The 16,538-nt window shown below is 53.3% G+C and carries 13 protein-coding genes; 11 read left to right on the forward strand and 2 right to left on the reverse strand.

What is annotated here, in order from left to right:
- The first annotated feature begins 336 nt into the window (after nt 1-336).
- The 6 genes from proV (at nt 337) to emrB (ending at nt 7,934) form a co-directional block, all read left to right on the forward strand.
- A complete protein-coding gene (gene proV / locus PSSD_RS00695) occupies nt 337-1,533 on the forward strand; it encodes a glycine betaine/L-proline ABC transporter ATP-binding protein ProV (RefSeq protein ID WP_058968133.1) in 1,197 nt (398 codons plus the stop codon).
- The gene (gene proW / locus PSSD_RS00700; protein ID WP_058968136.1) at nt 1,530-2,732 is read left to right on the forward strand and encodes a glycine betaine/L-proline ABC transporter permease ProW; all 1,203 of its coding nucleotides are present in this window, start codon (nt 1,530-1,532) and stop codon (nt 2,730-2,732) included. Before proV ends, proW begins: the two co-directional genes overlap by 4 nt.
- A gap of 63 nt (nt 2,733-2,795) precedes the next feature.
- Nucleotides 2,796-3,791: a glycine betaine/L-proline ABC transporter substrate-binding protein ProX gene (gene proX / locus PSSD_RS00705; protein WP_039333554.1), complete on the forward strand. Its 996-nt coding sequence runs from the start codon at nt 2,796-2,798 to the stop codon at nt 3,789-3,791.
- A 737-nt stretch (nt 3,792-4,528) separates the two neighbouring features.
- Nucleotides 4,529-5,059 (forward strand): transcriptional repressor MprA, encoded by a 531-nt coding sequence (mprA, locus tag PSSD_RS00715; protein WP_039333557.1) that lies wholly within the window; start codon nt 4,529-4,531, stop codon nt 5,057-5,059.
- 149 nt (nt 5,060-5,208) lie between these two features.
- Nucleotides 5,209-6,381 carry a multidrug efflux MFS transporter periplasmic adaptor subunit EmrA gene (emrA, locus tag PSSD_RS00720; RefSeq protein ID WP_058968685.1) on the forward strand — a complete coding sequence of 391 codons (1,173 nt, stop codon included), beginning with the start codon at nt 5,209-5,211 and terminating at the stop codon, nt 6,379-6,381.
- Between the two features lie 14 nt (nt 6,382-6,395).
- Complete coding sequence (gene emrB / locus PSSD_RS00725; protein WP_153011384.1) at nt 6,396-7,934, forward strand: multidrug efflux MFS transporter permease subunit EmrB; 1,539 nt, start codon at nt 6,396-6,398, stop codon at nt 7,932-7,934.
- 39 nt (nt 7,935-7,973) lie between these two features.
- Here emrB and PSSD_RS00730 read toward each other — a convergent pair whose 3' ends face one another.
- Complete coding sequence (locus PSSD_RS00730; protein ID WP_039333562.1) at nt 7,974-9,092, reverse strand: tRNA/rRNA methyltransferase; 1,119 nt, start codon at nt 9,090-9,092, stop codon at nt 7,974-7,976.
- 156 nt (nt 9,093-9,248) lie between these two features.
- Here PSSD_RS00730 and trxC point away from each other — a divergent pair, with 156 nt between their 5' ends.
- The 5 genes from trxC to PSSD_RS00755 all read left to right on the forward strand — a co-directional run bounded on the left by trxC (nt 9,249) and on the right by PSSD_RS00755 (nt 14,979).
- Nucleotides 9,249-9,668 carry a thioredoxin TrxC gene (trxC, locus tag PSSD_RS00735; protein ID WP_039333564.1) on the forward strand — a complete coding sequence of 140 codons (420 nt, stop codon included), beginning with the start codon at nt 9,249-9,251 and terminating at the stop codon, nt 9,666-9,668.
- Between the two features lie 76 nt (nt 9,669-9,744).
- Nucleotides 9,745-10,449 carry a tRNA-uridine aminocarboxypropyltransferase gene (locus PSSD_RS00740; RefSeq protein WP_058968145.1) on the forward strand — a complete coding sequence of 235 codons (705 nt, stop codon included), beginning with the start codon at nt 9,745-9,747 and terminating at the stop codon, nt 10,447-10,449.
- A gap of 76 nt (nt 10,450-10,525) precedes the next feature.
- Complete coding sequence (locus tag PSSD_RS00745) at nt 10,526-13,183, forward strand: bifunctional acetate--CoA ligase family protein/GNAT family N-acetyltransferase (RefSeq protein WP_058968148.1); 2,658 nt, start codon at nt 10,526-10,528, stop codon at nt 13,181-13,183.
- Nucleotides 13,184-13,299: 116 nt separating this feature from the next.
- Nucleotides 13,300-14,655: a CDP-diacylglycerol--serine O-phosphatidyltransferase gene (pssA, locus tag PSSD_RS00750; RefSeq protein WP_058968151.1), complete on the forward strand. Its 1,356-nt coding sequence runs from the start codon at nt 13,300-13,302 to the stop codon at nt 14,653-14,655.
- Nucleotides 14,656-14,658: 3 nt separating this feature from the next.
- Complete coding sequence (locus PSSD_RS00755; RefSeq protein ID WP_058968154.1) at nt 14,659-14,979, forward strand: YfiM family lipoprotein; 321 nt, start codon at nt 14,659-14,661, stop codon at nt 14,977-14,979.
- Between the two features lie 3 nt (nt 14,980-14,982).
- Here the strand turns inward: PSSD_RS00755 and PSSD_RS00760 are convergent, their stop codons facing one another.
- On the reverse strand, nt 14,983-16,287 hold the full coding sequence (locus PSSD_RS00760) for an MFS family transporter (RefSeq protein WP_058968157.1): 1,305 nt from the start codon (nt 16,285-16,287) through the stop codon (nt 14,983-14,985).
- Between the last annotated feature and the right edge of the window lie 251 nt (nt 16,288-16,538).

Raw genomic sequence — 16,538 nt, forward strand, 5'->3', positions numbered from 1 at the left:
TTCGCACGCTATTTCCTTTCTTTTTCCTTCATTATTTTGTCACTTTAGCGCCATCTATTTGTCCATTATATCGCCCACTTAACCCCAATTTATTCGCATTTCAGCCAGCAATTGACATCAAACCGGGTAAATTTCACAAAAAAATCGAAAAAAATTGATTCGCGCTCATCCCTTGTGAGCACTGGAATTATCGCCCCTTCACGAAGCTCTCAACGCGTCAATATTCCCATTTAGGGTTGTCAGATATTCTCACTATGCTAGGTTATAGGGCGCTTAAATTTAATCGAGACCACAACAAGAAATAGTGAAACATTTAACCGGGAAATTAATGACGGCATGGCAATTAAACTTGAAGTAAAGAATTTATATAAGGTATTTGGGGATAACCCCGAAAAGGCATTTAAGCTGATTGATAAAGGTGAAAGCAAAGAGACTATTCTGGCGAAAACCGGTCTTTCACTCGGCGTCAAAAATGCCAGTCTGGCCATTGAAGAAGGCGAGATCTTCGTCATCATGGGGCTCTCCGGTTCGGGGAAATCCACCATGGTTCGCCTTCTCAATCGTCTGATAGAGCCCACTCGTGGCCAGGTTATCATTGACGGTGTCGATATTGCCAAAATATCGGACGCTGAACTGCGTGAAGTACGCAGAAATAAGATCAGCATGGTATTCCAGTCCTTCGCATTAATGCCGCATATGACAGTACTGAATAATGCAGCCTTCGGCATGGAATTAGCGGGCGTGCCGGTACAGGAACGTCAGGATAAAGCGCTGGAAGCATTGCGTCAGGTAGGATTAGAAAATTATGCGCACTCCTATCCCGATGAACTCTCCGGTGGTATGCGTCAGCGTGTGGGATTAGCCCGCGCGCTGGCCATTAATCCGGATATTTTATTGATGGATGAAGCCTTCTCAGCACTCGATCCACTGATTCGTACTGAAATGCAGGATGAATTGGTAAAATTACAGGCAAAACACCAACGTACCATCGTCTTTATTTCCCATGACCTCGATGAAGCTATGCGAATTGGCGACCGTATTGCCATTATGCAAGGCGGTGAAGTGGTGCAGGTCGGCACACCCGATGAAATCCTCAATAATCCTGCTAACGATTACGTGCGTACCTTCTTCCGTGGTGTGGATATCAGCCACGTGTTTAGCGCCAAAGATATTGCTCGCCGCAGTGCTGGCGCGCTAATCCGTAAAGCTGCCGGTTTTGGCCCTCGTTCGGCGATCAAACTGCTGCAGGATGAAGATCGTGAATTTGGCTATGTGCTGGAAAAACAGAAATTTGTTGGCGTGGTGTCCACTGATTCGTTGAAAGCGGCACTGGCAGCGGGCGAAGGTCTGGATAATGCGTTACTCGAAACACCGTTAGCGGTTCCTGCTGATACCTCACTGAACGATCTGCTGTCCCATGTGGCACAAGCGCCCTGCGCCGTACCCGTGGTCGGTGAAGACAATCAGTATGTCGGTATCATTTCCAAAAGCATGCTATTGCGCGCTTTAGATCGTGAAGGAGCCCAGTCATGAGTGAACAAACAGCCAATCCGTGGGATAGCGCCAGCCAGACCACACCGCAAGCCACCACAACAGATTCCAGCGCAGCCGCCAGCAGCAGCGATCCCTGGTCGAGCAGCGGCAGTGCCGCTCCAGCAGACTCCGGTTCAAGCGCAGGTTCCGCTGACGCCTGGGGCAATGCCTCCAGTACCGGCTCAGATGCAGCCAGCAGTGGCGGTCACGACGCTGCCACCTCTGCTGCTGGTAACAGTGACTGGCTCAGCAGTGCACCTGCGCCAAAACCAGAGCATTTCAATATTATGGATCCCTTCCATAACACCATGATTCCGCTGGACCGTTGGGTGACGGAAGGCATCGATTGGGTGGTAAACCATTTCCGCCCGGTATTCCAGGGCATTCGTGTGCCGGTGGATTACATCCTCAGCGCATTCCAGAACTTATTGATGGGTCTGCCCGCACCGGTTGCCATTGTGCTGTTTGCCCTGATCGCCTGGCAAATCGCTACGCCAGCAATGGGTATCGCTACGCTGATTTCACTGGTGCTGATCGGCATGATTGGTGCCTGGTCGCAGGCGATGGTCACGCTGGCATTGGTCCTCACCGCCCTGCTGTTCTGCATCATCATCGGGCTGCCGCTGGGGATTTGGCTGGCACGCAGTGAGCGCGCCGCGCGTATTGTGCGCCCGTTGCTGGATGCCATGCAGACTACGCCAGCCTTCGTTTATCTGGTACCGATTGTGATGCTGTTCGGTATCGGTAACGTGCCGGGTGTGGTGGTGACCATTATCTTTGCCCTGCCGCCCATTGTGCGCCTGACCATTCTGGGCATTAAGCAGGTCCCTGCCGATCTGATTGAGGCGAGTGAATCCTTTGGTGCCAGCCCACGTCAGATGCTGTTCAAAGTGCAGTTGCCGCTGGCGATGCCGACCATCATGGCCGGTGTAAACCAGACGCTGATGCTGGCGCTGTCGATGGTGGTGATTGCCTCAATGATCGCGGTTGGCGGTCTTGGCCAGATGGTTCTGCGCGGTATTGGCCGTCTCGACATGGGCCTCGCCAGCGTAGGCGGTGTGGGTATCGTGATCCTCGCCATCATACTCGACCGCCTGACGCAGTCGGTCGGTCAAGACAGCCGCAGCCGTGGCAGCCGTCACTGGTACAACACTGGCCCGATTGGCTTGCTGCTGTGCCCCTTCAGTAAAAAAGCCTGATTTTTTTGGACGGCCCGTTGAGGCCGTCCGTCTCCGACGCCACACGTAAAATAAGGAATGACTATGCGCAAGACAGCTCTATTCGCCGCCGTCCTGACGACGTTTGCCGCGACGCACGTGTCCGCCGCCGACCTTCCGGGTAAAGGCATTACCGTTAAACCCGCCCAGAGCACCATTTCCGAAGAGACCTTCCAGACGCTGCTGGTGAGCCGCGCCCTGGAAAAACTGGGTTATACCGTCGATAAGCCGAGTGAAGTGGATTACAACGTGGCGTACACCACCATCGCCGCGGGTGACGCCACCTTTATGGCGACTAACTGGAAACCGCTGCACGATGATATGTACGCCGCAGCGGGTGGCGATCAGAAGTTTTACCGCGAGGGCACCTATGTTACCGGTGCGGCCCAAGGCTATCTGATCGATAAAAAAACGGCTGACCAATATCACATCACCAACATCGAACAGCTGAAAGATCCTAAAATCGCCAAGCTGTTTGATACCAACGGTGACGGTAAAGCCGATCTCACCGGCTGTACGCCGGGCTGGGGCTGCGAGGCGGTCATTAACCACCAGATTGATGCCTATAAGCTGAGTAACACCGTTGAGCACAATCAGGGTAACTACTCGGCGATGATCGCCGACACCATCACGCGCTTCAAACAGGGTAAACCGATTCTGTATTACACCTGGACCCCGTATTGGGTGAGCGACGTGCTGAAACCGGGCAAAGATGTGGTATGGCTGCAGGTGCCATTCTCCTCAATGCCAGGCGCGCAGAGCAAAGTGGATACCAAATTGCCTAACGGCATGAACTATGGTTTCCCGGTGAACACCATGCATATCGTGGCGAACAAGGCCTGGGCGGAGAAGAATCCGGCTGCAGCCAAGCTGTTTGCTGAGATGAAGCTGCCACTGGCTGATATCAATGCCGAGAATGCCGCGATGCATGCAGGTCATGCTTCTGAAGCCGATATCAACAGTCATGTTGATGGCTGGATCAAAGGCCATCAGGCCCAGTTTGATAAGTGGATTCAAGACGCGCAGGCTGCTGCGAAGTAATGTCGTGGGCGGCCTGAAGGCCGCCCCTGAAGCTTTAACCGCCTTGCCCCAGCCAGATGTGCGCTATAGCGCACTGGTACGTCCTGTTAATTAACACACCATTGTAATAATTTTTTGGGTTACTATTACCCATATATGATTATTGACACCTTTCTGCCGCAATGAACGCCGTCAAACTGCAACGCCATTACGCGTTAGCTGCATTGATGTCTGCTGTTCGCGCTTTTCTGCTTGCTGACCCTCTTACCGGTCTCATCGGTAACACTGTGCAATCTCCTCGCATGGTGAAATTACGTCAGATCACTCACAAAAATCGTCATTTTCACTGGCACCATTTTTTCGGGCCGGACGTCAAGCAATCACATATTAACCATTTGATTTATAATCATAACATTTTTCATAAAAGTGTTTAGAAAGCGTAAAGACACGTCCAAAATAGTGAGTGATACTATTCATTGATGATTGAGTTTGTTATGGTTAGCAGCACAGTTATTCACCACAGTTATTTTTTCTCGCGAAATTATTTATTCACAAAAAGGTTTCGCGAGGCGAATTGATGACAATGTGACCATGCAAAGTGGCGAGTTGTCAGGGCGAAGTGCCCAGGGTTACGGAATGACCTGGACGCCAGATGTTGACAATGTGATCGTGCGAACAATCACTGGCGGAAAATATGACTACGCTTAATCTGTCACCATCCTTACTATACCAGTTGCAACTAAGAGGTTTTTTTTAAAATGGAAAGTTCGTTTTCCCCCATTGAACAGATGCTAAACATCCGTGCTAACCGCCATAAAGATTTTCCGTTGCAGGAAATCATCCTGACTCGCCTGTGCATGCATATGCAGGGCAAACTGTTGGATAACCGCAACAAGATGTTGAAGGCGCAGGGAATTAACGAGACCTTATTCATGGCGCTGATCACCCTGGATGCGCAGGAAAATCAGAGCATTCAGCCGTCAGAACTGAGCTCCGCGCTGGGTTCTTCACGTACCAATGCCACCCGCATTGCCGATGAACTGGAAAAGCGTGGCTGGATTGAGCGTCGTGAGAGTGAAAATGACCGCCGCTGCCTGCATTTGCATCTGACCGAGAAAGGTAATGATTTCTTACGTCAGCTGCTGCCACCACAGCATCAAAGTTTGCAGTATCTGTGGTCCTCGCTCTCTACCTCTGAGCAGGATCAGCTGGAGTCGATTACGCGTAAGCTGCTTAACCGCCTTGATAAGATGGACGAAGATCAGGTTATCGCTTCCCTGTCGCGCTAATAGCAAGAAGTGCGACACAATCACCTTCCGAAATCGCTATTTTAATCCCCTTTTATCCGGCCAGCGTCTAAAACGCTGGCTTTTTCGACTCGGAGATCCGTGTTGATGGATCGACACATCCCGACCAAATGGAAAACGTGGAGAACAACATGAGTGCGACAGCGGAAGCTCAAAGCCCGCAACAGCCAGCGAATAAAAAGAAGAAGCGCAAAGGTGTGCTGATCCTGCTGGCTATCGTGTTTGTACTGATTGGCGTGGCGTATCTGGCTTACTGGTATCTGGTGTTGCGCCATTTCCAGGAAACCGATGATGCCTACGTTGCGGGAAACCAGGTGCAGGTGATGGCACAGGTTTCCGGTAGCGTGAATAAAGTCTGGTTTGATAACACCGATCGCGTGAAAAAAGGCGATGTGCTGGTCTCGCTGGATAAAACCGATGCGGAACAGGCTTTTGAAAAAGCGCAGACCGCGCTGGCCACCAGCGTACGTCAGACTCATCAGTTGATGATTAATGGTAAGCAGTATCAGGCCACCATTAAACTGCAGCAGACGGCGTTGGACCAGGCTGAAGCCGACCTGCAACGCCGCATACCGCTGGGTGCCTCGAATCTGATTGGCCGGGAAGAGTTGCAACACGCACGTGATGCCGTTGCGACCGCAAAAGCGCAACTGGATGTCGCCGTTCAGCAATACAATGCGAACCAGGCGATGATCCTGAATACCGATTTGGCTAATCAGCCGGCGGTGAAGCAAGCCGCGGCCGAACTGCGTGATACCTGGCTGGCGCTGCAGCGTACCGACATTCGCAGCCCGATTGATGGCTTCATTTCACGTCGTAGCGTACAGGTAGGTTCTCAGATCTCCACCAGCACGCCTCTGCTGGCGGTGGTGCCTGCCACCAATTTGTGGATTGATGCCAACTTCAAAGAAACGCAACTGTCTGGTGTGCGTATTGGCCAACCGGCTACGGTGGTCAGCGATATCTACGGCGATGATGTGGAGTATCACGGTAAAGTCGTGGGTCTGGATATGGGTACCGGTAGCGCCTTCTCACTGCTGCCCGCACAGAACGCCACGGGTAACTGGATCAAAGTGGTTCAGCGCTTGCCGGTGCGTATTGAGCTGGACCCACAGCAAGTGGCCGAGCATCCGCTGCGTATTGGCCTCTCTACCCTGGTGAAAGTGGATACCCAGAATAAAGACGGTGCCACATTAGCCAGCAGCGTGCGTTCGCAAGCCGCTTATGAAAGTAATGCACTGGCAATCGACCTTGCGCCGGTTAATCAGCTGATTACTGACATCGTTCGTGCCAACGCCGACTAATTTCGCGGGAGGCTGTGATGGCACAAAAACCGCTTGAGGGAGCGCCGCTGGTCCTGATGACCATTGCCTTATCACTGGCAACGTTCATGCAGGTGCTGGACTCCACCATCGCTAACGTGGCGATCCCGACGATCGCCGGTAACCTCGGTGCCTCGAACTCACAGGGCACGTGGGTGATTACCTCATTCGGGGTGGCAAACGCCATCTCGATCCCGATCACCGGTTGGTTGGCCAAACGGATTGGCGAGGTGAAGCTGTTTACCTGGTCTACCATTCTGTTTGTGCTGGCTTCGTGGGCGTGCGGCATGTCAGAGAGCCTGGAGATGCTGATCTTCTTCCGCGTCATCCAGGGTGTGGTGGCTGGTCCGTTGATTCCGCTGTCGCAAAGTTTGCTGCTGAATAACTATCCCCCCGCGAAGCGCAGTGTGGCGCTTTCGTTGTGGGCGATGACGGTGATCGTGGCACCGATCTGCGGTCCGATTCTGGGCGGCTGGATCAGTGATAACTACCACTGGGGCTGGATCTTCTTTATCAACGTGCCGATCGGTGTGGTGGTGGTGTTACTGACACTGCAAACCCTGCGCGGCCGTGAAACCAAAACGGAAATTCGCCCGATCGATATGGTCGGTCTGGTGCTGCTGGTGGTGGGGATTGGCTCACTGCAGGTGATGCTGGACCGCGGTAAAGAACTGGATTGGTTTAGCTCGACAGAGATTATTGTTTTGGCGGTGGTCGCCGTGGTGGCGCTGTTGGTGCTGCTGGTGTGGGAGCTTACCGATGACCATCCAATAGTTGATTTGTCGCTGTTTAAAAAGCGCAACTTTACCATTGGGTGTTTGTCGATCAGTCTGGCTTATATGCTCTACTTCGGCTCGATCGTGCTTCTGCCGCAGCTGTTGCAGGAGGTATACGGCTACACCGCCACCTGGGCAGGTTTGGCATCGGCTCCGGTCGGGATTATCCCTGTCATCCTGTCGCCGATTATTGGCCGTTTCGCCCACAAGCTGGATATGCGGCGTTTGGTGACCTTCAGCTTTATCATGTACGCCGTCTGTTTCTACTGGCGTGCTTACACCTTTGAGCCGGGGATGGATTTTGGTGCGTCGGCATGGCCGCAGTTTATTCAGGGCTTTGCCGTGGCCTGCTTCTTTATGCCATTGACCACCATTACGCTGTCGGGATTACCGCCAGAGCGCATGGCGGCAGCATCAAGCTTGTCGAACTTTGTGCGTACGCTGGCCGGTTCTATCGGGACCTCGATCACCACCACCATGTGGACTGACCGTGAATCGATGCACCACAGCTATCTGTCGGAATCGGTGAATCCGTTCAACCCCAATTCGCAGCAGATGTATGACCAACTGCAAAGTATGGGTATGACGCAACAGCAGGCTTCAGCTTATATCGCGCAGCAAATTACCAATCAGGGTCTGATTATCTCAGCGAATGAGATCTTCTGGGCTTCGGCAGGGGTGTTTTTGATCTTGCTGGTGCTGGTGTGGTTTGCGCGTCCGCCATTCGGTGCGGGCGGTGGCGGCGGTGGCGCGCACTAAGTTTGCAAATAAAAACGGGCCTGAGCGGCCCGTTTTCTTTTATGCGTTCTGACGCCACCACTCGGCAAGCAGAATACCGGTTGCGACCGATACGTTAAGGCTTTCAACGTTGCCTGTACCACCAATCGACAGGCTAATATCGCCTTGCTGGAAGGCGCTGTCGGACAGCCCTTCACGCTCCTGACCTAATACCAGAACCATCTTCGCTGGCAGTTCAGCTTTCGCCAGTGGCGTGCCTTCATGGCTGGAAGTGGTGACGATGGTGTAACCGGCTTTACGGAAGGCTTCGAGGCCACTGGCAAAACTTTCACCACTGATCGCCTGCACATGCTCAGCACCACCTTCTGCGGTGCGGACTGCCGCGCCCGACTCCAGCAGGGAGGCATCGTTCACCAGCAAACCTTTAACACCGAAGTGGGCGCAGCTGCGCATGATGCCGCCCAGGTTGTGCGGATTGCTGACATCTTCCAACGCCAGTACGCAATCTTTGGTATCGGCCTTTTTCAGCCACTCGGAGACTTCCATACCCATGCGCTTCTTAATAATGAAGCACACGCCACCATGGTGTTCAGTGCCTGAAGCCTTGGTCAGCTCGGCATCATCCACCACATGATAAGCTTTACGGTTGGCCGCTAACCAACGTAGGGTTTCACGGAAACGTGGCGTCACGCTCTGGATAAACCAGGCACGCACAATGCTTTCCGGACGGCTGGCAAACAGCGCCTGACAAGCATTCTCACCATAAACGCGCGTCTCTTCCTGACGCTGACGACGGATCTGCTCGGGATCAATCACCGGCTTGTTGCTTGCCGCGTCATCAATCTGGCTGTCATCGGCCACTGGCGGGCGTGAAACGGTGCGCCACGGTGAATCACCAAAGCTGCGGTTGTCATCACGATCGTCGCGGCGACCAAAGCTGCGGCCACGTTCGCTGTTGCGCGCATCACGCTGAGCGGAACCCCGCCCCGCTGGCGCACCGCTACGGCCACCCTCTTCATTATTACGTGCGCTGCGAGGGCCAGAACGACGATTATCTTCCTGGCGCGCAGCAGGACGGCCGCCTTTGCCGGTACGGGGATTGGGCTTTTGCCCTGCATCCTCATCACGTACATACATCACTTTTACCTTGCCGCTTTTGCCTTTAAATTCGTCGTTCATCTGTTCCTCCAGCATTGAGAGCGCGAAGATTACCTGATGTGTCGGTGCTTAGCTATCAACTATTGAACCTATTGGGCAATCCAGATTGAGCATAGCACTCAACCTTTTCATAATGTCCGACAATCATGATATTTACAGGTCCGGTTAGAGGTGACGATGAATACTGTATGTGCCTCCTGTCAGGCAACGAATCGCGTTCCCGAGGAGCGTATTACCGATGGCGCGAAATGTGGTCGCTGCGGTGAGCAATTGTTTAATGGTGAAGTCGCGAATGCCACCGCCGCCACGCTGGATAAATATTTGCAGGACGACCTGCCGGTGGTCATCGACTTCTGGGCGCCCTGGTGCGGCCCGTGCGTCAACTTCGCACCGGTGTTTAAAGATGTCGCCGACGAGCGGCGGGGCAAAGTACGTTTTGTGAAGGTGAACACCGAGGCTGAACCCACTCTCAGTGCGCGTTTCCGTATTCGCAGCATTCCTACCATCATGTTGTTTAAAAATGGCGAAATGGTCGACATGCTGAACGGTGCCATGCCTAAAGCGCCGTTCAACGAGTGGCTCGACGAGTCACTGTAACCCTTTTGAGACCAGCCCTGTGCTGGTCTTGCTTTGTGGCATCCATTACACTGTCGTTTTTCCTGCCTGCGATCCTATGTCTGAAAATGCCGTCCTGCGCTTACGTGCGCAACGTTTAGCGCGTGCTACACGCCCCTTTCTTGCCCGAGGCAACCGCGTATTGCGCTGCCAGCGCTGTCTTTTACCGAAAAAAAACTGCCTGTGTGCCACGCTGCAGCCGCAGCAAGCGCGCAGTCGTTTTTGTCTGGTGATGTTCGACACCGAACCGATGAAGCCGAGTAATACAGGGCGTCTGATTGCCGATGTGTTGCCTGATACGCTGGCATTTGGCTGGTCACGCACTGAACCGGATGAAGCTCTGCTGGCGATGATGAAAACCACCGATTATCAACCGCTGGTGGTGTTTCCAGGCTCTTATGCCGATGCCGAGCGTGAAGTGCTCACCACGCCACCGCTCACGGGCAAGCCGCCACTGTTTATCATGCTGGATGGCACCTGGACCGAAGCGCGCAAGATGTTCCGCAAAAGCCCGTGGCTGGATGCCTTCCCGGTGATGTCCTTGAATGTCTCCACCCCCTCACGCTATACGCTGCGTGAAGCCCGCGGCGAAGGGCAGCACTGCACCGCTGAAGTGGCTGCCGCGCTGCTGGAACAGGCTGGTGATATTCAGGCTGCACAAGCGCTACAACAACATTTCGAGCATTTCCGCCATGCGTATCTGGCGGGTAAACCGCACCATCCTGTGCACTATCAGCAATCACTATTGAATAGCGAAATCTAAAGCCTGCGATCCACGAGTCGGCAAGTAGACTAAAAAGCGTTTACAATCATGCCAGTCTTGATGTCAGGAGCGGATGATGAGCCAACGTGGTCTGGAAGCACTGTTACGACCTAAATCCATTGCGGTAATTGGCGCGTCGGTACAACCGGGACGCGCCGGCTACTTTATGATGCGTAACCTGCTGGCGGGTGGTTTTAGCGGCCCAGTACTGCCGGTAACACCGAAGTACAAAGCAGTCAGCGGCGTACTGGCCTGGCCGGATATTGCCAGTCTGCCGTTTGCGCCCGACCTCGCCATCATCTGTACCCATGCCAAACGAAATCTCGAGCTACTGCAGCAACTGGGTGAAAAAGGCTGCAAGGCCTGCATCATTCTCTCCGCTCCTGCCAGCCAGCTAGAAGAATTAAAAGCCTGCGCCAGTCAGTGGCAAATCCGACTGCTCGGCCCCAATAGCCTGGGATTACTGGCACCATGGCAGGGACTGAACGCCAGCTTTTCTCCCGTACCCATCGCTAAAGGGCGTATTGCGTTTATCTCCCAGTCGGCGGCGGTCTCCAACACCATTCTTGACTGGGCGCAACAGCGCAATCTGGGCTTTTCCTGGTTCATCGCCTTGGGCGACAGTCTGGATATCGACGTGGATGACCTGCTGGACTTCCTCGCGCGTGATGGCAAAACCAGCGCCATTTTGCTTTATCTCGAACATCTCAGCGATGCCCGCCGCTTTGTTTCAGCATCACGTAGCGCATCGCGTAATAAACCGATTTTGGTGATTAAAAGCGGACGCAGCCATCAGGCGCAGGCCATGATCGGTACGCGCAGCGGACTGGATGCCGCCTGGGATGCAGCGATTCAGCGTGCAGGTCTGCTGCGGGTGCAGGATACGCATGAACTGTTTACAGCGGTGGAATCGTTGAGCCATATGCGCCCGCTGAAGGGCGACCGTTTGATGATCGTCAGTAATGGCGCAGCGCCTGCAGCACTGGCACTGGATGAGCTGTATGCGCGTAATGGCAAGCTGGCCACGCTAAGCGAAGACACTTTGCAGGGGCTCGCGGGATTACTGCCGGAAGGGGTTGGACGGGGCAATCCGCTGGATTTGAAGGACGATGCCACACCGGCACGCTATGTCGCCTGCATCGAGCAACTGCTGGATAGCCATGAACTGGATGCACTGATGATTATTCATGCCCCGAGCGCCGTCTCCCCGTCGAGTGAAACGGCTAATCAGATTATTGCCGCGGTGGCGAAACATCCCCGTGGTAAGCAGGTGACGCTTCTCACCAACTGGTGCGGCGAATATTCATCTCAGGCGGCTCGTCGTGCCTTTACTGAAGCAGGCATTCCAACCTGGCGTACGCCTGAAGGCACGGTTACTGCGTTTATGCATCAGGTTGAGTATCGACGTAACCAGAAACAGCTGCGCGAAACCCCGGCTTTACCTGTCGGCTTGACGCAAAACAGCGCGCAGGCGCATCAGCTGATTCAACAAGCGCTGGACCAGGGAATCACCACACTGGATACCCACGAAGTCCAGCCCGTGCTGCAAGCCTACGGTTTGTCGACGCTGCCAACGTGGATTGCGAGCGATAGCCAGGAAGCCGCCAGCATCGCCGACCAGATTGGCTATCCGGTGGCGCTTAAACTGCGCTCACCCGATATCCCGCATAAATCCGACGTTCAGGGGGTCATGCTGTATCTGCGAAGTACGGCTGAAGTCGAACAGGCGGCAGAGGCCATTTTTGATCGTGTGCGTCATACCCATCCCCATGCACGCATTGATGGGCTGCTGGTGCAGAGTATGGCGAACCGCGCGGGCGCGCAGGAACTTCGCGTGGTGGTGGAACAGGATCCGCTGTTTGGCCCCATTATTATGCTGGGTGAAGGTGGTGTGGAGTGGCAGCCAGATAAGCAGGCTGCCGTTGCCCTGCCGCCACTGAACATGACGCTGGCGCGTTATCTGGTGATTCAGGCGATGAAAAGTGGCAAAGTGCGCAGCCGCAGCGCGTTGCGCCCACTGGATATCGCGGGCCTTAGCCAGTTGTTGGTTCAGGTTTCCAACCTGGTGGTGGATTGCCCGGAAATCCAGCGGCTGGATATCCATCCCCTGCTCGCTTCCGCCGATGAGTTCACGTTACTTGATGTCACTCTCCAGTTAGCCCCCTTCAACGGCGATAACGAGACCAGACTGGCTATCCGCCCTTATCCGCATCACCTGGAAGAGCAGGTCGAACTGAAAGATGGCCAACACTGTCTGTTCCGGCCGATTTTACCTGAAGATGAACCGCAGCTGCGCGCCTTTATCGCCCAGGTGACCAAGGAAGACCTCTATTATCGTTATTTCAGTGAGATCAACGAGTTCACCCATGAAGACCTCGCGAATATGACGCAGATCGATTACGACCGTGAAATGGCGATTGTTGCCGTACGGCAACATAACGGCAGCGAAGAGATTATTGGGGTGACGCGTGCTATCTCTGATGCCGATAACATTGATGCCGAGTTCTCTGTATTGGTGCGTTCCGACCTGAAAGGACTTGGGATGGGCAGACGTTTGCTGGAAAAGATGATCCGCTACACGCGCGATCATGGCCTGCAACAATTGAACGGTATCACCATGCCACACAACACCGGCATGATTACGCTGGCACGAAAACTCAATTTTCGTGTGAATATTCAATTGGATGATGGGATTGTCAGCCTGAATTTGCCGCTCGGCGAATCCCAGGGCTGACCTGTACAGAAAGGTAAAAATCCTCCTTATCGTGCCGGTTGATGTTATTATTTAACGTTAGGATCATGATTTGATGGCAAAAGGCCATGCAATGAACAGAGAAGAAGTGCACTGTGATGTTGTCTAAATTCAAACGCAATAAACACCAACAACACCTCGCACAGCTGCCTAAACTGTCACAATCCGTGTCAGATATAACCACGCTTTACTCGCCTGCCGAGTTCCGTGAGACCCTGCTGACGAAAATTGCCACGGCAGAGAAGCGCATTTGCATTACTGCGCTGTATCTGGAAAACGATGACGGCGGTCGGGGGGTGATGCAGGCACTTTATGCTGCGCGCCAGGCACGTCCAGAGCTGGATATCAGCATTCTGGTGGACTGGCATCGTGCGCAGCGAGGCCGAATTGGTGCCGCGCGTGGGCTGACGAATGCCGACTGGTATTGCGAAATGGCCGCTCAGCATCCAGATATCGCGATTCCGGTGTATGGCATCCCGGTGAATACCCGTGAGGCACTCGGCGTACTGCATCTGAAAGGCTTTATCATTGATGATACGCTGCTGTATAGCGGTGCCAGTCTCAATGATGTTTATCTGCATCAACATGATCGATATCGCTATGACCGCTACCAGCTGATCCGCAATCCAAAGCTGGCCGATACGCTTTACGCCTGGATTTGCGAGAATCTTAAGCAGTCTGATGCGGTTAACCGCCTCGATCAAACTGAACGCCCATCTAGCCCTGAAATCAAAAATGAAACCCGTCAGTTCCGTCAGGATCTGCGCAGTTTTAACTATCAGTTTGCCGGGGATGCCGATAACGAGTCATTGGCTGTTACACCATTGGTTGGGTTGGGTAAACGCAGCTTACTCAACAAAACCATCTTCCACCTGATGCCCTGCGCAGAACGTAAACTGACGCTCTGTACTCCCTACTTCAACCTGCCAGCCATTCTGGTGCGTAACCTGATCCATTTACTGCGTCAGGGTAAAGAAGTTGAGATCATCATCGGTGATAAAGCCGCCAATGACTTTTACATCCCACCTGAGCAGCCGTTTAAAATCATCGGCGCCCTGCCCTATTTGTATGAGATCAACCTGCGACGTTTCCTGAGCCGCTTGCAGTATTATGTGAATAACGGGCAGCTTACGGTGCGCTTGTGGAAAGATGGCGAGAACAGCTATCACCTCAAGGGGATCTGGGTCGATGATCAGTGGATGATGATCACCGGCAATAACCTCAATCCTCGCGCATGGCGACTGGATTTGGAAAACGCGGTGCTGATTCACGATCCCAAAAATGAGTTGGCTGAGCAACGCGAGAAAGAGCTGGCACTGATTCGCCAGCACACCAGCGTGGTTAAGCATTTCCGCGAGCTGGAGAGCATTTCTGATTACCCTGCGAAAGTCCGCAAGCTGATCCGCCGTTTGCGCCGTATCCGTATTGACCGCTTAATCAGCCGCTTGTTGTAACCGATGCGTGCGCTCATCCTCTGCGTGGTTTTAAGCTGTAGTGGATGTGCGCATGTGGCGCAGGATAACTGGACTGGCAGAGATAAAGTGGAGCACTTCTTCTCTTCTGCTGCTTTGGCCGCTGCGGGGAGCGAAATTTCCCAACATCAGCATCAAGGACGGGGACAGAATCTGCGGTTTGGCTTTCTGTTCTCACTCAGTTTTGGTGTGGGAAAAGAGTGGTATGACAGCCGCTCAGCAGGGAGCGGCTGGAGTTGGAAGGATCTCAGCTATGATGTGGCAGGTGCAGCGACAGGCATTGCACTGTGGAATCTGAGCCAGTAATCATCACAGCGAAATGCCCTTGCCTTTACGATGCAGCATAAGCGAAACCAGGAACGCCAACGCGCCCATCGCCGAGACATACCAGAAGAAGCTGGTTTCAATTCCCTCTTTCTTTAGCAGTAACGCCACGTATTCTGCCGAACCTCCAAAGATCGCATTCGCCACTGCATAAGACAGACCCACACCGAGCGCACGGACTTCTGGTGGGAACATTTCCGCTTTAAGGATACCGCTGATGGCGGTGTAAAAGCTGGTGATGATCAGCGCCAGCATGATTAATGCAAACGCGGCGAAACTGCTTTGAACATTCTGCAGCAGCATCAGGATTGGTACAGTACAAATCGCCGCACCCGCGCCAAAGATCATCATTGAAGATCGACGACCAATCTTGTCAGAAAGCGCGCCCACGATCGGCTGAATCAACATGAAGACCAATAACGCGCCGGTCATCAGTCCACTCGCGCTACGGGCATCCATACCCGCGGTATTAACCAGATACTTTTGCATGTAAGTGGTGAAGGTATAGAAGCTGAGCGAACCTCCGGCAGTAAACCCGAGCACCATCAGGAAGGCACGAGAGTGGTTGCGCAGCAGGCCAAAGATACTACCCGCATCACGGTGTTCGCGGTTTTTCTTCTCGGAAGTTTCATTCAGTGAGCGACGCAACCAGAGCGCGACAACAGCCAATACCGCCCCGAGGAAGAACGGAATGCGCCAACCCCAGCTGCGTAGCTCTTCATCACTCAATATCTGCTGTAGAACCACGACAGTCAGTACTGCCAACAGTTGGCCACCAATCAGCGTGACGTATTGAAAGGATGCGTAAAAGCCTTTACGGCCTTCCAGCGCCACTTCGCTCATGTAGGTAGCGCTGGTGCCGTACTCGCCTCCCACCGATAACCCTTGAAACATACGCGCCAGCAATAAGATCACCGGTGCCGCCACACCAATTTCGCCATAGCCCGGTAGACAGGCGATCACTAACGATCCCAGACACATCATGCAGACGGAGATCAGCATGGAATTTTTACGCCCATGTCGGTCTGCAATGTAACCAAATAGCCAGCCACCAATCGGGCGCATCAAGAAACCCGCAGCAAATACGCCGGCTGTTTGCAGTAATTGCGTGGTGGTGTCGCCTGTTGGAAAAAATACATGAGCAAAATAGAGAGAAAAAAATGAGTAAACGTAGAAGTCGAACCATTCGACCAGGTTGCCTGAAGATGCGCCAACAATCGCCCAGATGCGTTGTTTGTTACTTACCACCGATGCTGTCGGCGCCATTTTTTGTTGTAGTGAATCAGTCATGTCTTACCTCTTTCCTTGCGATAAATTAATGCCAAAGGATTGATTAAAGCATTTGTGAGTCGGTTTCGGGAAATATAGCGGGGTGGATGTGACAAATTGTGATGCTGAAAGGGGTTTTAGGGTGAGTTTTTCACTGATTTTCATGCAAATTCATTGTCCTGCAGACGTGCATTCAGTGATCTAAAGACGTACATTCAGTGTTCTACAGACGTAAAAAAGCCCTGAACTTTCGTTCAGGGCTTCTTCACTTG

This window comes from Type-D symbiont of Plautia stali, from assembly GCF_001485335.1.
Lineage (GTDB): Bacteria > Pseudomonadota > Gammaproteobacteria > Enterobacterales > Enterobacteriaceae > Pantoea > Pantoea vagans_C.